The 20,621-nt window shown below is 71.0% G+C and carries 20 protein-coding genes; 4 read left to right on the top strand and 16 right to left on the bottom strand.

Translation table 11 applies throughout. The features are described from left to right. The first annotated feature begins 201 nt into the window (after positions 1-201). Entirely contained in the window at positions 202-1,170 is a 969-nt protein-coding gene (locus AC1DXJ_RS00620; RefSeq protein ID WP_477636149.1) for an aldo/keto reductase, read from the top strand. 74 nt (positions 1,171-1,244) lie between these two features. Here AC1DXJ_RS00620 and AC1DXJ_RS00615 read toward each other — a convergent pair whose 3' ends face one another. The 12 genes from AC1DXJ_RS00615 to AC1DXJ_RS00560 form a co-directional block, all read right to left on the bottom strand. Beyond that, on the bottom strand, positions 1,245-2,117 hold the full coding sequence (locus AC1DXJ_RS00615; protein WP_477636148.1) for an intradiol ring-cleavage dioxygenase: 873 nt from the start codon (positions 2,115-2,117) through the stop codon (positions 1,245-1,247). 83 nt (positions 2,118-2,200) lie between these two features. Continuing rightward, complete coding sequence (aroB, locus tag AC1DXJ_RS00610; protein ID WP_477636147.1) at positions 2,201-3,274, bottom strand: 3-dehydroquinate synthase; 1,074 nt, start codon at positions 3,272-3,274, stop codon at positions 2,201-2,203. Further along, positions 3,271-3,807, bottom strand: coding sequence for a shikimate kinase (locus AC1DXJ_RS00605; RefSeq protein ID WP_477636146.1), 537 nt, complete (start codon positions 3,805-3,807; stop codon positions 3,271-3,273). Before AC1DXJ_RS00605 ends, aroB begins: the two co-directional genes overlap by 4 nt. Further along, complete coding sequence (gene aroC, locus AC1DXJ_RS00600; protein ID WP_477636145.1) at positions 3,801-5,024, bottom strand: chorismate synthase; 1,224 nt, start codon at positions 5,022-5,024, stop codon at positions 3,801-3,803. Before aroC ends, AC1DXJ_RS00605 begins: the two co-directional genes overlap by 7 nt. A gap of 37 nt (positions 5,025-5,061) precedes the next feature. Further along, complete coding sequence (locus AC1DXJ_RS00595; protein ID WP_477636144.1) at positions 5,062-5,757, bottom strand: prepilin peptidase; 696 nt, start codon at positions 5,755-5,757, stop codon at positions 5,062-5,064. After that, positions 5,754-6,572 (bottom strand): shikimate dehydrogenase, encoded by an 819-nt coding sequence (locus AC1DXJ_RS00590; RefSeq protein ID WP_477636143.1) that lies wholly within the window; start codon positions 6,570-6,572, stop codon positions 5,754-5,756. Before AC1DXJ_RS00590 ends, AC1DXJ_RS00595 begins: the two co-directional genes overlap by 4 nt. Continuing rightward, a complete protein-coding gene (gene mltG, locus AC1DXJ_RS00585) occupies positions 6,565-7,746 on the bottom strand; it encodes an endolytic transglycosylase MltG (protein WP_477636142.1) in 1,182 nt (393 codons plus the stop codon). Before mltG ends, AC1DXJ_RS00590 begins: the two co-directional genes overlap by 8 nt. Continuing rightward, entirely contained in the window at positions 7,743-8,258 is a 516-nt protein-coding gene (ruvX, locus tag AC1DXJ_RS00580; protein WP_477613412.1) for a Holliday junction resolvase RuvX, read from the bottom strand. Before ruvX ends, mltG begins: the two co-directional genes overlap by 4 nt. Before the next feature lie 20 nt (positions 8,259-8,278). After that, a complete protein-coding gene (alaS, locus tag AC1DXJ_RS00575) occupies positions 8,279-10,981 on the bottom strand; it encodes an alanine--tRNA ligase (RefSeq protein ID WP_477636302.1) in 2,703 nt (900 codons plus the stop codon). Positions 10,982-11,092: 111 nt separating this feature from the next. Further along, a complete protein-coding gene (locus AC1DXJ_RS00570; RefSeq protein ID WP_477612695.1) occupies positions 11,093-11,407 on the bottom strand; it encodes a DUF6167 family protein in 315 nt (104 codons plus the stop codon). A 5-nt stretch (positions 11,408-11,412) separates the two neighbouring features. Then, the gene (locus tag AC1DXJ_RS00565; RefSeq protein WP_477613411.1) at positions 11,413-11,796 is read right to left on the bottom strand and encodes a DUF948 domain-containing protein; all 384 of its coding nucleotides are present in this window, start codon (positions 11,794-11,796) and stop codon (positions 11,413-11,415) included. 38 nt (positions 11,797-11,834) lie between these two features. Further along, positions 11,835-13,169, bottom strand: a complete 1,335-nt coding sequence (locus AC1DXJ_RS00560) for a replication-associated recombination protein A (protein WP_477636301.1) — start codon at positions 13,167-13,169, stop codon at positions 11,835-11,837. A gap of 82 nt (positions 13,170-13,251) precedes the next feature. On the opposite strand from AC1DXJ_RS00560, the gene AC1DXJ_RS00555 reads away from it, so the two are divergent. The 3 genes from AC1DXJ_RS00555 to AC1DXJ_RS00545 all read left to right on the top strand — a co-directional run bounded on the left by AC1DXJ_RS00555 (position 13,252) and on the right by AC1DXJ_RS00545 (position 17,130). Beyond that, a complete protein-coding gene (locus AC1DXJ_RS00555; protein ID WP_477636141.1) occupies positions 13,252-15,477 on the top strand; it encodes an MMPL family transporter in 2,226 nt (741 codons plus the stop codon). Next, positions 15,474-16,223, top strand: coding sequence for a GNAT family N-acetyltransferase (locus tag AC1DXJ_RS00550; RefSeq protein WP_477636140.1), 750 nt, complete (start codon positions 15,474-15,476; stop codon positions 16,221-16,223). The genes AC1DXJ_RS00555 and AC1DXJ_RS00550 overlap by 4 nt, the downstream gene beginning before the upstream one ends. Positions 16,224-16,305: 82 nt before the next feature. After that, on the top strand, positions 16,306-17,130 hold the full coding sequence (locus AC1DXJ_RS00545) for an alpha/beta fold hydrolase (protein WP_477636139.1): 825 nt from the start codon (positions 16,306-16,308) through the stop codon (positions 17,128-17,130). Positions 17,131-17,152: 22 nt separating this feature from the next. On the opposite strand, the gene AC1DXJ_RS00540 is transcribed toward AC1DXJ_RS00545, so the two are convergent. The 4 genes from AC1DXJ_RS00540 to AC1DXJ_RS00525 all read right to left on the bottom strand — a co-directional run bounded on the left by AC1DXJ_RS00540 (position 17,153) and on the right by AC1DXJ_RS00525 (position 20,473). Then, positions 17,153-17,581 (bottom strand): VOC family protein, encoded by a 429-nt coding sequence (locus AC1DXJ_RS00540; protein ID WP_477612691.1) that lies wholly within the window; start codon positions 17,579-17,581, stop codon positions 17,153-17,155. Then, positions 17,578-18,114: a helix-turn-helix transcriptional regulator gene (locus AC1DXJ_RS00535; protein ID WP_477636138.1), complete on the bottom strand. Its 537-nt coding sequence runs from the start codon at positions 18,112-18,114 to the stop codon at positions 17,578-17,580. Before AC1DXJ_RS00535 ends, AC1DXJ_RS00540 begins: the two co-directional genes overlap by 4 nt. A 22-nt stretch (positions 18,115-18,136) precedes the next feature. Next, positions 18,137-19,966 carry an aspartate--tRNA ligase gene (gene aspS / locus AC1DXJ_RS00530; protein WP_477636137.1) on the bottom strand — a complete coding sequence of 610 codons (1,830 nt, stop codon included), beginning with the start codon at positions 19,964-19,966 and terminating at the stop codon, positions 18,137-18,139. 90 nt (positions 19,967-20,056) lie between these two features. Then, positions 20,057-20,473, bottom strand: coding sequence for a YchJ family protein (locus AC1DXJ_RS00525; protein ID WP_477636136.1), 417 nt, complete (start codon positions 20,471-20,473; stop codon positions 20,057-20,059). Positions 20,474-20,621 lie beyond the last annotated feature (148 nt).

The following is a 20,621-nucleotide window of genomic DNA, read 5'->3' as shown; positions in this document are numbered from 1 at the left end:
ACGAGCCGGTATGCCGCACGGCTGAGCGCGCGCGGCAGTCCCGGAAAGGTTCGGGGTGGGATCGCCGGACAGTCTAGCCGTCGGCCGCACGCTCCCCCGAATCGCTGCGCAGCCCCACCCGACCCCACAGCCCACCCCACGCAGCCAGCCCGGGTCGGTGACCGCCCGAGGTCGGCTGGACCGCACGCCTAGGCTGGGTGGATGACAGCCACGGACACCGCCCAGGACATGAGCTACCGCGCGCTGGGGTCGAGCGGCCTCATGGTCAGTGCCCTCGGCGTGGGGTGCAACGCCTTCGGCCGCAGAGTGGACCAGGTCGGAGTGGGTTCGATCCTGTCCGCCGCCCGCGACGCCGGCGTGACGCTGCTCGACACCGCCGACATCTACGGAGGCGAGCCCGGGCAGAGCGAGTCGATGCTGGGCGAGGCACTGCGGGGTCAGCGGGACGAGTTCGTGCTGGCGACCAAGTTCGGGATGGACATGCAGGGGGCCAACGGCGAGGACTTCGGAGCGCTGGGTTCGCGCCGCTACGTCCGTCGCGCGGTCGAGGCCAGCCTGCGCCGGCTGCAGACCGACCACATCGACCTGTACCAGCTGCACCGGCCGGACCCGCTGACTCCGCTCGAGGAGACCCTGGAAGCGCTCACCGACCTGGTCCGCGAGGGCAAGGTGCTCTACCTCGGCTGCTCGAACTTCGACGGTTGGCAGGTCGCCGACGCCTCCTGGACGTCGTCGACGGCGGGTCTGGCCTCCTTCGTGTCCGTCCAGAACGAGTACTCGCTCCTCGACCGCTCGGTCGAGGACGAGGTGACGCCTGCCTGCCAACGCTTCGGGCTCGGCATCCTGCCGTTCTTCCCCCTGGCCCGTGGCCTGCTCACGGGAAAGTACCGGCGAGGTGCAGTCGCGCCTGAGGGTTCGCGCGCGGCGCTGGAGTCAGACCGGGCCGGGTGGCTCGCGGAAGCGGACTGGGACCGGGTCGAGGCGCTGCAGGGCTTCGCCTCCGAGCGCGACGTCGAGCTGCTGGACGTCGCAATCGGCGGTCTCGCCGCGCAGCCGGCCGTCACGTCGGTCATCGCCGGGGCGACGACCGCGGAGCAGGTGACCCGCAACGCCCGCGCCGTGGGCTGGCAGCCCACCGCCGCTGACCTTGTCGCGCTCGACGAGGTCTGAGCGGCGACGCCTGAGCGAGGGGCACCGGGTGACGACACGGCATACCCCCTGCGTGCTGAGGTGCGACGGCAGGGTCAGACACCGATCGTCAGGTTGGCCACGTAGCCGTCGGTGATGTTTCCGGTGACGGTGGCGAGCTGGTAGATCCCGCCGTCGTTGCCGAACACCATGTCCTGGGTCAAGGAGGTCCTGGCGAGGTTCTGGACGCTGGCCTCGTAGCCCGCGGTCGCGTAGACCTCCGTGCAGGCCGCCTCGGGAAGGGCGATCTGCGAGGTCTTGACGATCTGGCCGCTGCTCGTCGCGTCGTCCACGGACGAGTAGACCTCGAAGTGGATGTGGGGCCAACGCCCGTCGTAGGCCGCGGGGAAGATGCTGGTGTACGTCGCCGTCCCCGCCGCGTCCGTCGCCTGTACGCCGCGCAGGTAGTTCTCGTCCTCGACGCCCTGGGAGTACAGCGAGTACTGACCGTCGCGGTTGCAGTGCCACAGGTAGACCGCCGCGCCCTGCATGGCTGCGTAGCCGTTGCCGCCGTCGGTCACCGTGAGGTTGATCGTGAGCGGGATGCCCTCGGCCCTGGTCGTCGACGAACCGAAGCTGCTGGTGATGTCGGAGCGCACGATGCCGGAGTCGTCGAGGACATTGGGGCCGTTCGAGCCGTCGCCCGGGTAGGGCCCTCCGGTCTCGTCGGGCACCTCGGCCTTCGGCGTCGCGCCTGAGGCGCTGGAACCCGAAGCGCTGCTCGTGGTGGAGGCGGAGGTGCCCGAGCCGGCGGACGTCCCACACGCGGCCAGCGCCGCTCCGGCGCCGAGCCCGCCGAGCAGGCCCAGGACTCGCCGACGGCCCAGCAGCGTCGCCACGTCGAACTCCAGGCCACGGTCGTGTCGGTCGTCGTGGGCGTTGCCGAAGTGGTCGACGCCGTGATCCTCTGGAGTCTGGTTCGCGCTCATGCCCCCACTGTGGGCGATCCGGCCATCCACCTCTTGTGTGGCTGCTGTGCGCTGTCTGTGAGCCCCGAGGTTGGGCTGCTGGGTCAGTCGCGGCTTATCTCGGCGTACGCAGCCTGGAGAAGGGCAGGATCCGGCCCCTCGAGCCGGACCGGTCTGGCCAGCCCGGACAGGATGACGAACCGGAGCAGCGACCCGCGCGACTTCTTGTCGCGCCTCATCGCGTCCAGCAGCTGCGGCCACCTGTCGCCCCGGTAGGACACCGGCAGACCCAGCGAACCCAGGATCGACCGGTGCCGCTCCACCAGGGCGTCGTCCATCTTCCCCGCGAGGCGGGCGAGCTCGGCGACGTAGACCATGCCGATCGACACCGCGGCCCCGTGCCGGAACGCATAGCGCTCGACCTGCTCGACCGCGTGCCCGAAGGTGTGGCCGTAGTTCAGGATCTCTCGCAGGTCGGCCTCCCTGAGATCCTGCGAGACCACGTCCGCCTTGACCTGGACGGCGCGCTCGATGAGGTCGCGGACGTGCGGACCGTCGGCCCGCTTCACTGCGTCGGGGTCGGCCTCGACCAGGTCGAGGATGACGGGGTCGGCGATGAAACCGCACTTGACGACCTCTGCCAGCCCGGCCACGAAGTCATGGGTCGGCAAGGTCTCCAGAGTCGCGAGGTCGCACAGCACCCCGGCCGGGGGGTGGAACGACCCGACGAGGTTCTTGCCCTCGGGCGTGTTGATCCCGGTCTTGCCGCCCACGGCGGCATCGACCATGGCGAGCAGGGTCGTGGGGACGTGCACCACCCTGATGCCGCGCAGCCAGGTCGCCGCGACGAACCCCGCGAGATCGGTCGTCGCCCCTCCCCCGACGCTCACGATGGCGTCGGAGCGGGTGAACCCGGCTTGTCCCAGGACACCCCACAGGAAGGCGGCGACCTGCGCGGTCTTGGCTTCCTCGGCGTCAGGCACTTCCGCGGCAAACGCCTCGAAACCCTTGGCCACCAACGCTTCGCGCACGCCCTCGCCCGTGGCCGCGAGTGCCCGCGGGTGCACCACGAGCACTCGCTGGACTCCCTCGCCGACCAGTCCGGGCAGCTCGTCGAGGAGGCCGGTGCCGATGACGACGTCGTAGTCCCCTCCGACGCTGATGCGGGTGGTGCTCATGCCTGCCCTCCAGTGGGTGCGCCGAGGAACGCCAGGATCTCCTCGACCACGGCTGCGGGCTTGCGGCCCGCCGTGTCGACCCTCAGGGTGGCCAGCCGCTGGTAGGTCGGTCGGCGCTCGTTCATCATCTTGGTCCAGCTCGCCCGGGGGTTGACCATGAGCAGCGGGCGACTGGCGTCGAACCCGATCCGTCGCGCGGCGTCCGCGATGCCCACGTCGAGGAAGACCACGGTGTGCCCGGCCAGGGCGGCCTGCACCTCGGGGTCCATCGGCGCTCCGCCTCCGACCGACACGATCCCGGGCTCCTGCGCCAGGGAGCGCAGCACCTCGGCGCGCTCGAGCTCGCGGAAGTGGGCTTCGCCGTGGTCGACGAACACGTCTGCGATCGACTGCCCCGCGGCTGCCTCGACGGCGCGGTCGGTGTCGTGCCAGACAAGGTCGAGAGCTTTGCCGAGACGGCGRCCGATCGTGCTCTTGCCCACCCCGGGCGGCCCGATCAGGACCACGCGGGGGCCGGCTGTGTCGTTCACCACGTGCGCATCGCCTCGGGGATGGAGGCGAGGTATGCCGCGTGGTTGCGAGCCGTCTCGGCCACCGAGTCCCCACCGAACTTCTCGAGGCAGGCCTGCGCGAGCACGAGGGCCACCATCGCCTCGGCCACCACTCCGGCAGCCGGCACCGCGCACACGTCTGAGCGCTGGTGGATCGCCTTGGCCGCCTCGGCGCCCGTGGTGTCGACGGTGTCGAGGGCGCGGGGCACTGTCGAGATGGGCTTCATCGCGGCACGCACGCGCAGGACGTCACCGGTCGACATGCCACCCTCGGTGCCCCCGGCGCGTCCGGTGCGCCGCTGGATGACTCCGGATGCGTCGCGCTCCATCTCGTCGTGGGCAGCAGACCCACGACGAGCTGCGGTGCGGAAGCCGTCGCCGACCTCCACTCCCTTGATGGCCTGGATGCCCATGAGGGCCGCGGCGAGCTGGGCATCCAGCCGCCGGTCCCAATGGACGTGCGAACCCAGGCCCGGCGGCAGCCCGTAGGCCACGACCTCGACGACGCCGCCGAGGGTGTCGCCGTCCTTCTTGGCCGCCTCGACCTCGGCCACCATCGCCGCCGATCCAGCGGGGTCGAGGGTGCGCACGGGGTCGGCGTCGATCTGCTCGACCTGGTCGGGGGTCGGCAGCGGTGCGTCCTCGGACACTCCCGCAGTGCCGATGGCGACCGTGTGCGAGACGAGCCGGATGCCATAGGCCTGCTCGAGGAAGCGGGACGCCACCTCACCCAGGGCGACCCGGGCGGCCGTCTCGCGGGCGGAGGCCCGCTCGAGCACCGGCCGCGCGTCGTCGAAGCCGTACTTCTGCATGCCGACGAGGTCGGCGTGGCCCGGACGCGGTCGGGTCAGGGGTCGGTTGCGGGCGACCTCCTTCTCGGCGTTCACGTCGTCGGACGCGGCGTAGGCCTCCTCGGACACGGGGTCGGGGGACATCACGGTCTCCCACTTCGGCCACTCGGTGTTGCCGATCCGGATGGCGACAGGGGACCCCATGGTCACGCCGTGGCGCAGTCCTCCGAGGAACTCGACGTCGTCCTGCTCGAACTTCATCCGAGCGCCACGGCCGAAGCCGAGTCGGCGGCGGGCCAGTGCGGCGGCAACGTCCTTGGTCGTCACCTCGACCCCGGCCGGGAGACCCTCGATCGTCGCGAGGAGGGCCGGGCCGTGGGACTCACCTGCGGTCAACCAGCGAAGCATGTCCCGATCCTCCCATGCAGGGCACGGGCCGGTTCGGCTAGGCCAGCACGTGGTACTCGACCGCCAGCGCCACGAAGGCGCCGGCGAGCATCGACGGCCCGAACGCGATGTGCGAGCGCAGCCCGACCCGTTGCCCGACGAGCATGACGAGCGCGACCACCCCGCCCACGATGAAGCCCGCCAGCAGCGCCACGACGGCGTGACCCACCCCGAGCCACCCCAGCAGGAGCCCGATGAGCCCGGACAGCTTGACGTCGCCGAAACCCAGCGAGCTCGGGGAGACGAACGCGAGGACGAAGTACAGGACGTACAGGGCGGCCATGCACACGAGCGCCCGCACCAGGGCCCGCCAGTCGCCCAGGCCGGCGGTGGCGACGACCACCAGCACCAGCAGGGCCGGGTAGGCGGGCAGGACCAGTCCGTCCGGCAGGCGGTGCACGTCCGCGTCGATCCACACCAGCCCGACGGCCAACCACGCGAAGAGCAGGTATGCCGGGGCGGCGGCCCAGCCCGCGAGGTCACCGATCCGCCAGCCCACCAGTGCCCAGAGCAGGGCCAGCGCGACTGCGGGCCACCACCAGTGCCGTGGCTGGGCTCCGGCCTCGTCGGACTCGATGCGGTAGCCGGCTTCGGCCAGCAACCGTCCCGTCACGGCTCCGAGGCCTGCCCCCGCCACGGCCAGCAGGACGACCACCCAGGCCGCGACGCCCGAGCCGGCGGCGAGCTCGATCATCGGCCGAGCGCCTGTCGCCCGGCGGCGTACATCGCCTGGACGGGCGCCTGCTCACCGGTGAACAGGCGGAACTGCTCGGCAGCCTGGTAGACCAGCATGTCGAGGCCGGACACCACGTCCATGCCCACGGCGGCGGCGGCGCGGGCCAACGGGGTCGGCCAGTCGGCGTACACGACGTCCATGAGGGTGCCATGTCGTCTGCCGACGCCCAGTGCCTGGGCAGCCACCTCACCCGCTGCCGGCGGAAGGGTGCTGATCACGAGTCCGCCGCGGTGGCCCCTGCCCCACGACGCCAGTGGGACGACCTCCACCGCGATCCCGGCATGCACCGCGAGCCTCAGGGTCTCGGGCCGGGGTTCACCGCGCACAGCGAGCCTCATCCGCTCCACCCCCAGCGCACCGAGGGCGATGACGGCCGAGCGCGCGGTGGCGCCCCCGCCGAGCATGGTCGCCACACCACCGTGGTCGATGTCCGCCAGCGACGCCTCGATCCCCCGCACGTCGGTGTTGTGGGCGTCCCACCCGCCGTCGTCGCGGCGCACCAGCGTGTTGACCGCACCAGTGACGCGAGCCGTCTCGGTCACGGTCGTGGCCACGGTGAAGGCGACCTCCTTGAGCGGCATGGTGAGGCTGAGCCCCCGCCACGAGTCGTCGAGACCAGCCACCCACCCGGAGAGCTCCGGCTCGCGGACCTCGTGCGCGGCATACGACCAGTCGGCGAGGCCCAACGTGCGGTAGCCGGCACGGTGCAACACCGGTGACAGGGAGTGCGCCACCGGTGATCCGAGGACCGCCGCGCGGCGCGGGTCAGCCACCGCCCTCGCACTTCGGCTTGTTGGCGTCGCACCACTCCTGGCGCTGGGCGTTGTTGCGGTCGTGCTCGGCCTGGGTCACGGCGAAGAGCGTCTCGCCGGTGTCGTAGTTGACGGTCACGAAGTAGAACCACGGTCCCGGGGTGGGGTGGGCGGCTGCTTCGATGGCCTTGGCGCCCGGGCTGCTGATCGGGCCCGGGGGCAGGCCCTTGAAGGCGTAGGTGTCGTAGCGGCTGGACTTCGCGGAGTCGTACTCGGTCTTGGTCAGGTTGCCCCGCTTCTGCAGGGCGAAGTTGACCGTCGAGTCCATCTGCAGCAGCCCGACCGTCGGGCCGTTCGGGTTGTCGAGGCGGTTCTCGACGACGCGGGCGACCTTGCCGCGGTCGGCGACCCCGGCCTCGCCCTCGACGATCGAGGCCACGATGAGGGTCTTCTGGAAGTCGGCTTCGCTGACCCCGGCCTTCTCGAGCTCGGCGACCGCCTGGGCCACCATGATCTTGAGCTGCTGCGTGGCCGTCGCCTTGACGGGGAACTCGTACGTCGCGGGGTACAGGTAGCCCTCGACGTTGCCCTTGGCGCCCGCCGGGAGCCCGAGGGCCTGGGGGTTCTTCGCCGCCGCCGTGTACTCCGCGACGGGTACGCCTGTGCCCTTGGACAAGGCCGCGAACACCTCGCTCTTCCACAGTCCCTCACGCACCGTGACCCGGGGGACGCTGCGGTTCTTGGAGTCCACGAGGATCGCGAGCGCCGCCTTGGCGGACATCTGCTTCTTCATCGTGTAGCTGCCCGGCTGGATCGCGGCCGCCCGGGTGTCGGCCGCAGCGGCGTCGAGGTACGCCTTGGCCGTCTTGACCACGTCGGCCTTCTGCAGGGTCGCGCCGATGGCGCGCCCAGTGTCGCCGTCGTTGACGACGATCTGCACCTCTCCGGTGCCCGGCCCCGGGTAGTCGTTGCTCTCCAGGAACCCCTCGACCATCGGACGCAACACCGTGTATGCCGCGAACGCGGCCACCGCGACGATCGCCAAGGCCACGAACAGGCATCCGGTGCGACGCCCCCTGCGGCGCGGTCGGCGCGTGGCGCGACGACGGTCCGCTCGGCTGCGGACCTCGGGCTGGCTGCCGTGCGCGTCCTCGTGCCCCCCGAAGATCGAGTGCTCCAAGTGGGGGTCGGTCATCGCCGCCTGTCCTTCGTCCTGGGCTTGCGCCCACCTGTCCTGACCAGCTCCCCGGGCGGTCGCCCGGAGTTGCGCTCCGTATCGAGGGCGGCCTGCAGGATGAGGACTGCAGCAGCCTGGTCGACGACCGAGCGCTGCCGCCGACCGTCGACCCCACTCTCGCGGAGGTTGCGGTGGGCATCGACCGTCGTGAGTCGCTCGTCGACCAGACGGACGGGCACGGGGGCGATGCGCACCGACAGCCGCCCAGCATACGTGCGGGCGGTCTCTGCGGCGGCCCCTTCCCCGCCTGCGAGGGTGCGGGGCAGCCCGACCACGACCTCGACGGCCTCCAGCTCGGTCACGATGCCGGCCACTTCCTCGAGGTCGGTCGGGGCGTCAGCGGTGTCGTCGGGATCGCGCGCCACGGTCCGCACCGGCGTCGCCAGCAGGGCGGACGGGTCACTCGCCGCGACGCCGACACGCACGCTGCCGACGTCGATGCCCACCCGCCGGCCGGGGCGGGTGGGCATCGAGGTCGAGGTGGACTGGTTCACCCAGGTCCCTGGGTCGCCGCCTGCACGGCACGGTCGATCTGCCCGAGCGCCTCGCCGGTGCGGCTGGGGTCGGTGCCACCGCCCTGCGCCAGGTCGTCCTTGCCGCCTCCGCCGCCGCCGAGGGTCTGGGCCGCCAGGCGCACGAGCGCTCCCGCCTTGACTCCCCGGTCGCGAGCGCCTGCGTTGGTGGCCACCACGATGGCCGGGCGACCACTGGCCACTCCCGTCAGGGCCACGACTGCCGGGGCTGCGTCGCCGAGGCGGCCCCGCAGGTCCAGCACCATCGTGCGCAGGTCGTCGGCGGTCGTCCCGTCGCCGGCATCGTGCGTCAGCACCCGGACGCCGTCGACGTCGTGGGCGTACCCGACCAGTTTGCCGGTCGCCGCCTGGACCTGTTCCCGGCGCAGCTTCTCCAGCTCGCGCTCGGCGTCGCGGACGCGCGCCACGAGCGCGGCAACCCGCTCCTTGAGCTCGCCCGGCTGCACCTTGACGATGTCCGTGAGCTCGGCGACCAGGGCCCGCTCCTTGGCGAGGTAGTGCAGCGCGTCCATGCCGACGAAGGCCTCGAGACGTCGCACACCCGATCCCACCGACGACTCGCCGGTGACTGTCAGCGCGCCGATCTGGCTCGAGTGCCCGACATGCGTGCCACCGCAGAGCTCGCGCGACCAGGGGCCGCCGATCTCGATCACACGGACCTGCTCGTCGTAGGTCTCGCCGAACAACGCGAGCGCGCCGAACTCCCGCGCCTCCGGCAGGGTCATGTACTGGGCGGAGACGGGGAGGTCCTGGCGGACGGCGAGGTTCGCGACCTCCTCGATCTCGCTGCGGGTCTCGGGCGACAGACCCTGGCCCCACGCGAAGTCGAGGCGCAGGTAGCCGGGCTTGTTGTAGGAGCCGGACTGGAGGGCTGTGGGGCCGAGCACCTGACGCAGGGCCGCGTGCACGACGTGGGTGCCCGAGTGGGCCTGGCAGGCCGAGATGCGCCAGTCGGCGTCCACCTCGGCAGACACGTCCTGACCGGTCCGCAGCGGACCGGTGAGCACCTCGACGGTGTGCGCCACCAGGCCCTTGACGGGGCGCTGGACGTCGACGACCTTGAGGTGCGCGCCGTCGGCGGTGATGACGCCCTCGTCCGCGATCTGGCCACCGGACTCGGCATAGAACGGCGTGCGGTCGAGCACGACCTGACCGCGCTGGCCGGGCTCGAGCTCCTCGACGCGCTCTCCGTCGAGGATGATGCCGAGCACCTTCGCGTCGCTGGTCAGCTCCTGGTAGGCGCGCCAGTCGGTCGCGCCGAGCGCTCGCAGGTCCTTCCAGACCTCGGTGTTGGCGTGGCCACCCTTCTTGGCCCTGGCGTCGGCCTTCGCGCGGTTGCGCTGCTCCTCCATCAGCCGGGTGAAGCCCTCACGGTCGACCTCGAGCCCCTGCTCTGACGCCATCTCGAGCGTGAGGTCGATCGGGAAGCCGTAGGTGTCGTGCAGCGCGAACGCCTGGTCACCGGCGAGCGTGCTGCCGCCGGACGACTTCGTCCTCGCCACCGCGGTGTCGAGGATGGTCGTGCCGGAGGCGAGGGTGCGACGGAAGGCCTCCTCCTCGGCATAGGCGATCTGGGAGATGCGGTCGAAGCCCGCCTCGAGCTCGGGGTAGGAGTTCTTCATCCGCTCGACGGACACCGGCAGCAGCAGCGGCAGGCTGGGCTCGTCATACCCGAGCAGGCGCATCGAACGCACCGCTCGGCGCAGCATGCGGCGCAGCACGTAACCGCGGCCCTCGTTGCCGGGGGTCACGCCGTCACCGATGAGCATCAATGACGACCGAACGTGGTCGGCGACGACGCGCAGCCGGACGTCGTCGGGGTGCGACTCGCTCGCCGCGTGGCCGGAGTGCGCACCGTACTTCTTGCCGGTCAGCTCGGCCGCCCGGTCGAGCACGGGGTAGACCTCGTCGATCTCGTAGAGGTTGTCGACACCCTGGAGCAGGGTCGCCATCCGCTCGAGGCCCATGCCGGTGTCGATGTTCTTCTTCGGCAGCTCACCGGAGATGTCGAAGTCGTCCTTGGCCCGGACCGCGGACAGCTCGTACTGCATGAAGACGAGGTTCCAGAACTCGAGGTAGCGGTCCTCGTCGACAGCCGGGCCACCCTCGCGGCCGTACTCCGGCCCGCGGTCGAGGTAGAGCTCACTGCACGGGCCACCGGGGCCGGGGACGCCCATGTGCCAGTAGTTGTCGAGCTTGCCGCGCCGGGTGATCCGCTCGGCGGGGATGCCGATCATCCGGTGCCACAGGTCGTAGGCCTCGTCGTCGTCCTCGTAGACGGTCGGCCAGATCTTGTCGGGGTCGAGGCCGTAGCCACCCTGCCCCTGGGGCGTCGTGATGAGGTCCCACGCGAACTGGATGGCGCCTTCCTTGAAGTAGTCGCCGAACGAGAAGTTGCCGTTCATCTGGAAGAACGTGCCGTGGCGGGAGGTCTTGCCGACCTCCTCGATGTCACCCGTGCGGACACACTTCTGCACCGACGTGGCGCGGTCCCACTGCGGAGCCTGCTGTCCCAGGAAGTACGGCTTGAACGGCACCATGCCGGCGTTGACGAACAACAGGTTGGGGTCGTCGTAGACGAGCGGCGACGAGGGGACGATCGTGTGGCCCTTGCTCTCGTAGAACGAGAGAAAGCGGCGCCTGATCTCGGCGGTTTCCATGAAGTACTCAGTCCTTAGGCGCATGCGGGGCCACCGACGGGCCGGCATGACGAATCGTACGGGCAAACAACAGGGGTGTGCCGGGGCGACGGCGCGGGTGCGCCAGCGCCCCTATGAAGCTCGTCCGCCCCGGGGGCCCGTGGGGTCGTCCAGCAGGGCCCGCGCCGAGGCTGCGTCGAGACGTGCCGCGCTCGCCTCGGGGTCGTCGGCGGTGCCGGCGTCGATCCCCAGCGCCAGCCGCAGCTCGCCCTCGCGCTCGGCCATGCCCTCGCGCACGGCGGCCGCGAGCTCGCGCAGGCCGTCGCCGAAGTCGGCCAGCCCGTGCGCGACCCCGGTCGGCGTGTAGGCCTCGGCGGCCTTGCTGACCTTGCGCACGGCATACACACCGGCTGCGGCGCCGAGCGCCACCCAGAACAGACGTGCCACGGTGATCAGCCCCTGCGGCGGCGACGGCCGCCTGCGCTGCGGGTGTTCTTGGCACCCAAGGCCGAACGGACCCCGTACGTGAAGGCTGCGACCTTCACGACCGGCGAGCCGAGCGTGGCCGCGAACAGGGCGGTGAGCGCGCTGGCGTTCGTGGTGATCGCCGAGACGTTGGTCGTGATGCCGTCGACCCGGGCCAGCTGCTCGTTGGTCAGGCTGACGGTGTCGGTGAGCTTGAGCAGGGTCGGCTGGACGTTCTCCGTGGTGCTGCGCAGGCTGACCCTCGTCTCGTCGAGGATCTTGCCGGCCTTGCCGATGACGCTGCCCAGTCGGAAGACGAGGAACGCAAAGGCCAGCGCCGCGATGGTGCCCGCGATGTCGCCCAAACTCACTGAATCCATGCGGGCACCCTACCCCGCACCCGACGGCGTCACGAGCGGCGGATGCGGGACTTCAGCCACTCCCACCGGGGGCCGAGGCGCTCCTCGAAACCGCGGTCGGTCGGCCGGTAGTAGTCGGTCCTGCCCTGCAGGTCGTCGGGCAGGTAGTCCTGACGCGCGACCCCGTCGGGCTCGGTGTGGGCGTAGACGTAGCCCTCGCCGTGCCCCAACCGGGTCGCACCGGCATACCCGCTGCCGCACAGCGAGGGCGGCACCGCCCCACCTCGGCCGGCGCGGATGTCGGCGATGGCCTCGTTGATGCCGGTGTAGGCGGCGTTGCTCTTGGGTGCGAGGGCGTTGTGGACCACGGCCTGGGCGAGGATGATCCGCGCCTCCGGCATCCCGATCTGGGCCACGGCGTGCATGGCGGCAACGGCGGTCTGGAGCGCGGTGGGGTCAGCCATCCCGACGTCCTCCGACGCTGCGATGACGATGCGGCGCGCGATGAACCGCGGGTCCTCCCCTGCTTCGAGCATGCGGGCGAGGTAGTGCAGCGCGGCATCCACGTCTGAGCCCCGCATGGACTTGATCAGGGCCGAGGCGACGTCGTAGTGCTGGTCGCCGGTGCGGTCGTACCGCACGCTCGCGAACGCCACCGCCTGCTCGGTGTGCGCGAGCGTGATCTCCACAGGGCCGTCCACCTCGGCGCCAGCGGGTATGCCGTCCTGCGCCACTCCCGCAGCCGCCTCCAGCGCCGTGAGGGCTCGTCGGGCGTCACCGCCGGAGATCCGCACGAGGTGAGCCGTCGCGTCGTCGGCCAGGGCGTACTCCCCCGCCAACCCACGCTCGTCGGCGATCGCGGCCGCGAGGACGTCGGCCACCTCCTCGTCGGACAGGGACGTGAGGGTGATGAGCATCGAGCGGGACAGCAGCGGCGCGATGATCGAGAAGGAGGGGTTCTCCGTGGTGGCCGCGACGAGGATGACCTGCCTGGTCTCGACGCCGGGCAGCAAGGCGTCCTGCTGGGCCTTGGTGAACCGGTGGATCTCATCGAGGAAGAGCACCGTCTGGCGGTCGTACAGGTCGCGCTCCCGCGCGGCCTGGTCCATGACGGCACGGACGTCCTTGACGCCGGCGGTCACGGCCGACAGCTCGACGAACCGGCGGTCTGCGGCCGTCGCGACGAGGTGCGCGAGGGTCGTCTTGCCCGTGCCGGGCGGGCCCCAGATGATCGCGCTGAGCGCCCCCGCCGATCCGCCGGACCCCTCGATCAGCCGACGCAACGGGCTCCCGGGCCGAAGCACGTCGGACTGACCGCGGACCTCATCCAGCGATCGCGGCCGCATGCGGACGGCCAGGGGTGGCAGGGAGGCACCCGACGGCATGCCGTCGCCGTCCCGAACGGACGCGGCCACACCGAACAGGTCGTCGTCGGCACCAGTTCCCACGGGTGGCAGGCTATCCCCCGTGACCGACGCGCCCGACCACGCCAACCCGGCCACCAGTCACCCCGACCGATCCGCGTCCGCCCTCTCCCACCTCGGCGGCCTCGTGGGGCGCCACCCGAAGACCGTCATCGTGGTCTGGCTGCTTGCCGTCGTCGCGGCCTTCGCGGGGGCCACCGGTGCCTTCGGGAACCAGTCGTTGTTCGACCGCCTGCAGTCGGGCGAGCCCTCCGTCGCCGGGGAGAACCTCCAGGGTCGCGACCAGCTCGTGGCCGCGGGCCGGTCGGCCACGTCGACCTACATCCTCCAGGTGACGGGGGCCGATGCCGCCGCGCCCTCGACTGTCGCGGCGGTGCGCTCCGCAGCCGAGGCCATCGGTCGCATCGACGGGGTGGCCTCGGTCGCTGCGCCGCAGCTCGTGCCCACAGGGCTGGACAGCCCCGCCGCCAAGGCACTGCTGCCGACCTCCGGGGACGGGTTCGCCGCGGTGGTCACCCTCGACCGCGGGCTCACGGGCGAGGAGCGAGACCGGACTCAGACCCAGGTCGACAAGCAGTTCCACTCCCTCGTCGCCTCCGTGCCCGGCGCCAAGGGCACGACCGGTGGGCTGTCCGACCTCATCGAGGCGATCACGTCCCAGGTGGAGGTCGACCTGCGGGCCGGCGAGGGGATCGCGCTACCGATCAGCTTCCTGGTGATGGTGCTCGTCTTCGGTGGTTTCGTGGCAGCCGGGATGCCGATCATCGGGGCGATCGCCTCCATCGCCGGCGCGCTAGCGTCGCTGCTCGGGTTCTCGCACGTCATCGACCTCGACGCCACCGTCGTCAACGTCGTCACGGTCCTCGGGCTGGGCCTGTGCATCGACTACGGGCTCCTCACGGTCAGCCGCTTCCGCGAGGAGCTGCGCAGCCGGGTGCAAGGTCGCCCTGCGGCCGAGATCACGCACGACGAGGTTCTCGCGTCCGTGGCCCGCACCGTGGACTCGGCCGGCCGGACCGTCGTCTTCTCCGGCCTGACCGTCGCGATCTCCCTCGGCGGCCTGCTCGTGTTCGAGGCGTCGATCCTCAAGGCCATCGGCTCCGCCGGCCTCTCGGTGGTCCTCGTGGCCATGCTCGTGGCCCTCACCCTGGTCCCTGCGCTCTGCGTCGTCGGCGCGCGACGACTGCTGAGGCGCGGCACCGAGCAGGCCCCCGACGAGGGCGTCTTCTCCCGCCTTGCCACCCGCGTGTTCCGTCATCCGCTGCTCGTCATCGTCGCCGTGCTCGCCGTCCTCGGAACCCTTGCCGCCCCCGCCCTCCACCTCCGCCTGACCTCCTCCGGCAAGGAGCTGCTGCCGGTCAGCGCACCCCAGCGTGAGTTCTTCACGGCGCTCGAACGCCACTACCCCCAGCTGTCCGGTCCCGACGTCCAGGTGGTCGCCGAGGCAGGGCTCCAGCAGACCCAGTCGTATGCCGCCTCGCTCCCCGTCGTCGACGGGCAGCGCCTCACCGGCCGCGTCGAGAGCGTCAACGCCGGTCTGACCGTCATCGAGATCGACACTCCGGGCGGCGCGCTCGACGACGGCGCGCGTGACGCCGTGACCGCGCTGCGGGCCGACCGCCCGGACTTCCCCACCACGGTGATCGGTGAGGCCTCGGGCCTGCGGGACTTCACCGACTCTTTGCGTGAACGCGCGCCCATCGCCTTCGCGCTGGTGGCCCTCGCCACCCTCGTCCTGCTGTTCCTCATGACCGGGTCGGTCGTCATCCCGATCAAGGCCCTGCTCATGAACGTCGTGTCACTCGGCGCCAGCCTGGGCGTCGTCGTGTGGATCTTCCAGCAGGGTCACCTCGAGGGGCTCTTGCACTTCGACTCGGTCGGGGCGATCGAGTCGACGATCCCGATGCTCGTGCTGGCCTTCGGATTCGGCCTGTCGATGGACTACGAGGTCTTCCTGCTGTCGCGCATCGTCGAGCTGCACGAGCGAGGCGTTGACAACGACGAGGCCGTCATCGCGGGCCTGCAGCGGTCGGGACGGATCATCACCTCTGCTGCGGTGCTCGTCGTGATCGTCTTCTCCGGGTTCGTCGCCGGGCAGCTGCTCGTCATCAAGGAGACCGGCGTAGGTCTCGCCGTGGCGGTGCTGCTCGACGCAACCCTCGTCCGGATGCTGCTCGTGCCCGCCACGATGGCGCTGCTCGGAGACTGGAACTGGTGGGCGCCCCTGGGGCTGCGGCGCTGGCACGCCCGCTTCGGGATCACCGAATGACGTTGCGGCAGATCACGTCCCACGGTGCCCTCCTCGACGCCACCGGTGGCAGCGCGTTCATCCGCTACGACATCCCGTCGCCGTTGGAAGGGACCGGCTACTCGCTCGGTGACGCCGTGGCCCTCCCCCGCCGCACCCACACCCGCCGGCTCGGGATGCTGGTCCTGGGACCCACCTCGCACGTCGGGCGACTCGTCGGCGAGATGCTCACCGAGGGGGTCCTTCCCCCAGAGCTGCGGTCCGTCACGGTCCAGAGGGGGTCCCTGGAGGCCGTTGCCCAACACCTGCGGCTCACCGAGGGCAACGAGTGGGAGTGGCTGTGTGCCGCAAGCGCACCGCTGGAGGTCCCCGCCGAGTCCGGTCTGGTCACCCTGGAGGACACAGACCTCGGCGAGATCCGCGACCTCCTCGACGTGGCCAACCCGGGCACCGACGCGCGGCCCTTCGAGTTCCCCGACCAGCACTGGGTCGGGGCCCGCAACGGGTCGGGTCGCCTCGTCGCGTGCGGCGTCAGTGAACCCAACGTCGCGGGCTGGCCCGTCCTCTCCGGCATCACCGTCCACCCCGACCACCGCGGGACCGGGCTGGGACTGGCCGTCACGGCATACCTCACCCGGGAGGCGGTCCGCGAGCGCGGAGTCTGCACCCTCGGGATGTACTCCGACAACGCCGTGGCGCGCCGGCTCTACACCGGGCTCGGCTACGGCGACGTGCACGAGTGGTCGAGCCGCCGGCTGGCCGACTGACGACACCGGGCCTCGACCTGCGCGAACGCTGCTGATGTGCCTACATTCGTCCTGACCCAGCAGCTCTGACGAGAGGACTGACATGGCCACCGTGTCCAACGGCGACGTCGAGATCCACTACGAGGACAGCGGCGGCTCCGGCCGTCCGGTCGTCCTGATCCACGGTTGGCCACTCAGCGGTGCCTCGTGGTCCACGCTGACGCCGGCTCTCCGTGACGAGGGCTACCGCGTGATCACCTATGACCGCCGCGGTTTCGGCCAGTCCGGCAAGCCAGGACCCGCCTCCACCTACGACTACGACACCCTCACCGGCGACCTCGACGTCCTGATGACCGAGCTCGACCTGCAGGACGCCAGCCTCGTGGGGTTCTCGATGGGCGGCGGCGAGGTGGCGCGCTACGTCGGGACGAACGGCGAGGACCGCGTCCACAGCGTCGTGTTCGCGGCGGCCATCCCCCCGTGCCTGCTGAAGGACGACGATCACCCTGACGGCGCCCTCGACCTCGACACGGTCGGCGGCATGCAGGGCCAGCTCCGCGAAGACCCCAGCGGGTTCCTCGACGGGTTCCTGACGAACTTCTTCAGCGCCGACGGCGACCTCAAGGTCACCGAGGAGCAGCGCCAGGAGGCGCTCACCCTCGCCGCCCAGGCCGACGTCCATGCCGCGGCCGAGTGCATCCGCTCATGGGTCACCGACTTCTCGCCCGACCTGTCCAAGGTCAGCGTCCCCACCCTCGTCCTCCACGGCGACAGCGACGCCATCGTGCCGTTCGAGGTCTCGGGTCACCGCACCCACGAGGCCGTGACGGGCAGCGAGCTCGTCGTCCTCGAGGGTGGGCCCCACGGGATCTTCGCCAGCCACACGCAGGAGTTCAACGCGGCCGTCGTCGCCTTCCTCGCGAAGTAGCCCACCACCACTCGCGTCCAGGTCAGGTGACGTTGGCGGGGTCGTACATCTTCTGCTCGACCAGGACCATCCAGTTGCCCGAGTTGTCGCGGCACACGGCTTCGACGCCGTAGGGGCGGTCGGTCGGCGGCTGGATGAACTCGACCCCCTTGGCGACCAGCTCCTCGTGGGTCTTGCGGCAGTCGTCGACGTTGAGCCCGAGGCCGTTGAGGCCACCGGCGTCCTGGGCCCGCTTCATCGCCTCGACCAGGTCGGCATCCATCGGCGGGCCGGGGATGGCGAGGTTGACGAGCAGCTCGGGCTGCGACGGGTGGATGACTGTGCACCAGCGGTAGCCGTCGCCGAGGGTGATGTCGTCCTTCTCCTCGAATCCGAGGACATCGGTGTAGAACTTCTTTGCGTCGTCCTGGTTCTTGACGAAGACACTGACGATGGCGATGTTGTTGATCATGCTCGGAGCCTAGGAGCCGTCGGGTCGGGGTGCTTCTCCTCGATTGCGGACTGCTCTGCCACCGTGGCGGTCGACCGCTCCGCGAGGCCCCACATGAAGACATAGCAGCCCGGGATGTGCGGCGCGCCGGCGACGGCATACCGCGCCTGGAACTGCGACGGCGTCTCCCCCACAACCGCCTTGAACCGGCTCGAGAACGAGCCGAGGGACGCGAATCCGACCGCGAAGCAGACCTCGGTCACTGACAGGCCGGTGGCCCGCAGCAGGTCCTGGGCTCGCTCGATACGACGCTGGGAGACGTACTCCCCCGGCGTGAGCCCGTAGGTCGCCTTGAACAGCCTCAGGAAGTGGTACTTGCTCAGCCCCGCCACGGCGGCAAGGGACTCGACATCGACCGGGTCGGCGTAGCAGCGGTCCGCGTGGTCCCGCGCCCGGCGCAGGTGCACGAGCACGTCGCCGGGGGCCCGCAGTGCCTTGTCGCCCACGCGCCCATTGTGCTGGTATGCCGCCCGCTCGAGGTGAGCGGGCGGCATCCGGATAGTGCGTGGTGAGACCTCAGGACCCCGTGCCGACCCTGTCCGTGTCGACCTTCGCGTCGACCGCCTTGGCCTCGGGCAAGGCGTCGACCCCGGCCTCCTTGCGCTGTTCGGGCGTGATCGGCGCGGGAGCCGCCGTCAGCGGGTCGTAGCCGCCACCGGACTTGGGGAAGGCGATGACGTCGCGGATCGAGTCGGTGCCGGCCAGCAGCGAGACGATGCGGTCCCAGCCGAAGGCGATGCCACCGTGCGGCGGGGCGCCGAAGGCGAACGCGTCGAGCAGGAAGCCGAACTTCTCCTGCGCCTCCTCCTGCGACAGACCCATGACCTTGAACACCCGCTCCTGCACGTCTCGGCGGTGGATACGGATGGACCCGCCCCCGATCTCGTTGCCGTTGCAGACCATGTCGTAGGCGTACGCCAGCGCGGGGCCGGGGTCGGTGTCGAAGGTGTCGAGGAACTCGGCCTTGGGCGAGGTGAACGCGTGGTGCACCGCGGTCCAGGCGCCGGCGCCCACTGCGACGTCGCCGGCGGCGACCGCCTCGGACGACGGCTCGAACAGCGGGGCGTCGAGCACCCACAGGAACGACCAGGCGTCCTCGTCGATGAGGTCGCAGCGCCGGCCGATCTCGAGGCGCGCGGCGCCGAGCAGGGCGCGGGAGGACTTGGTCGCACCCGCGGCGAAGAAGACGCAGTCGCCGGGCTGGGCACCCACGTGGGCGGCGAGGCCGGCACGCTCGGAGTCGGACAGGTTCTTGGCGACCGGCCCGCCGAGCTCCCCGTCCTCCTGGACGAGGACGTAGGCCAGACCCTTGGCGCCGCGGCTCTTGGCCCAGTCCTGCCAGGCGTCGAGCTGCTTGCGCGGCTGGGAGGCTCCGCCGGGCATGACGACGGCGCCGACGTACTCCGACTGGAACACCCGGAAGGGGGTGTCCTTGAAGTAGTCGGTGCACTCGACGAGCTCGGTACCGAACCGCAGGTCGGGCTTGTCGGATCCGAACCGGCGCATCGCCTCGCCGTAGGTCATCTGAAGGAACGGCGTCTGGAGCTCCACCCCGATGAGCTTCCAGACCTCGCGGACGACCTCCTCGCCGAGCTCGAGCACGTCCGCCTGCTCGACGAACGACATCTCGATGTCGAGCTGGGTGAACTCGGGCTGGCGGTCGGCGCGGAAGTCCTCGTCGCGGTAGCAGCGCGCGATCTGGTAGTACCGCTCCATCCCCGCGACCATGAGCAGCTGCTTGAACAGCTGGGGGCTCTGCGGCAGGGCGTACCAGGACCCCGGTGCGAGGCGCGCGGGGACCAGGAAGTCGCGGGCGCCCTCGGGCGTGGAGCGCGTCAGGGTCGGCGTCTCGATCTCGATGAAGTCGCGAGCGCCGAGCACGGAGCGGGCGGCGGCGTTGACGCGCGACCGCAGCCGGATGGCGCTGCCGGCCGAGGAGGCACCGGGACGACGCAGGTCGAGGTAGCGGTGCTTGAGGCGGGCCTCTTCGCCCACCGTGACGCGCTCGTCGATCTGGAACGGCAGAGGGGCCGAGGCGTTGAGCACCTCGATCTCACCCGCGATGACCTCGATCTCACCTGTCGGCAGGTCGGGGTTGGCGTTGCCCTCCGGGCGTGCCTTGACCTCACCCACGACGCGCACGCAGTACTCGTTGCGCAGGTCGTGGGCTCCCCCCTCGTCGAGCACCTCGTCGCGGACGACCACCTGGGCCACGCCGCTGGCGTCGCGCAGATCGAGGAACGCCACTCCACCGTGATCGCGCCGACGGGCAACCCAGCCCGTGAGCGTGACGGTCTGGCCGGAGTGGTCGGCACGCAGGGTGCCGGCCTCATGGGTGCGGAGCACGAGAGATCCTTCGATTCGAGCGGGTGGTGAACCCGGCCATCCTACGGACCGGGCCACGCGGCATACGAATCGGTTTGCTGCGTCGGCAGCTCAGCCCGCGACGTCCCTCTCGACGTCTCCCACGATGTCCCCGTCGACATAGACCCAGCGGCCAGCCCGCCGCACGAAGTGGCTGCGTTCGCGCAGCACCCCCTCGGAGTGGGCCGCCTCGAACTCCACCTCGCCGCTCTGATCCCCTTCGCGGCCGTCGGCAGTTGCCAGCACGGTCAGCCCGAGCCACTGCGGTCCCCGGTCGAGCTCGAGGGCCGCAGGACGCGTTCGGGGGTGCCAGGTTCGCGTGAGGTAGGCCTCGTCCCGCACCACGAAGGCACAGTAGCGGCTGCGCATGAGCTCGACCGCGGTCGTGGCCGCCCGCTGGCCGTCGTGCAGTGGCCCGCAGCAGCCGGCATACGGCCGGCCGCTCCCGCAGGGGCATCCGGTCGTGGCGCCCGTCCCGAAGACGCCCACTCAGGCCACCGGCTGTGCGCAGGCGCGGCTGGTCGCGAACGGTCGCTTGCGGCATGGAGCCGGGATGGGGTGGGTCATGGGGTCACGCTAACGCAGCGCGATCCCGCTGGCCTCTTGCCGCCGGGCCACGTCACGAGGCCACCGCACC

It is taken from the genome of Pedococcus sp. P2_D9 (assembly GCF_056404275.1).
This window is presented reverse-complemented; position numbering and strand designations above follow the sequence as displayed.

Coding starts and splice junctions, on each gene's coding strand:
- AC1DXJ_RS00550 (WP_477636140.1), top strand. CDS start 15,474: ATGACGTTGCGGCAGATCACGTCCCACGGTGCCCTCCTCGACGCCACC.
- ruvX (WP_477613412.1), bottom strand. CDS start 8,258: ATGCCCACCCGCCCCGGCCGGCGGGTGGGCATCGACGTCGGCAGCGTG.
- AC1DXJ_RS00615 (WP_477636148.1), bottom strand. CDS start 2,117: ATGAGCGCGAACCAGACTCCAGAGGATCACGGCGTCGACCACTTCGGC.
- AC1DXJ_RS00560 (WP_477636301.1), bottom strand. CDS start 13,169: ATGCCGTCGGGTGCCTCCCTGCCACCCCTGGCCGTCCGCATGCGGCCG.
- aroB (WP_477636147.1), bottom strand. CDS start 3,274: ATGAGCACCACCCGCATCAGCGTCGGAGGGGACTACGACGTCGTCATC.
- AC1DXJ_RS00540 (WP_477612691.1), bottom strand. CDS start 17,581: ATGATCAACAACATCGCCATCGTCAGTGTCTTCGTCAAGAACCAGGAC.
- AC1DXJ_RS00545 (WP_477636139.1), top strand. CDS start 16,306: ATGGCCACCGTGTCCAACGGCGACGTCGAGATCCACTACGAGGACAGC.
- AC1DXJ_RS00620 (WP_477636149.1), top strand. CDS start 202: ATGACAGCCACGGACACCGCCCAGGACATGAGCTACCGCGCGCTGGGG.
- AC1DXJ_RS00595 (WP_477636144.1), bottom strand. CDS start 5,757: ATGATCGAGCTCGCCGCCGGCTCGGGCGTCGCGGCCTGGGTGGTCGTC.
- mltG (WP_477636142.1), bottom strand. CDS start 7,746: ATGACCGACCCCCACTTGGAGCACTCGATCTTCGGGGGGCACGAGGAC.
- AC1DXJ_RS00535 (WP_477636138.1), bottom strand. CDS start 18,114: ATGCCGCCCGCTCACCTCGAGCGGGCGGCATACCAGCACAATGGGCGC.
- alaS (WP_477636302.1), bottom strand. CDS start 10,981: ATGGAAACCGCCGAGATCAGGCGCCGCTTTCTCTCGTTCTACGAGAGC.
- aroC (WP_477636145.1), bottom strand. CDS start 5,024: ATGCTTCGCTGGTTGACCGCAGGTGAGTCCCACGGCCCGGCCCTCCTC.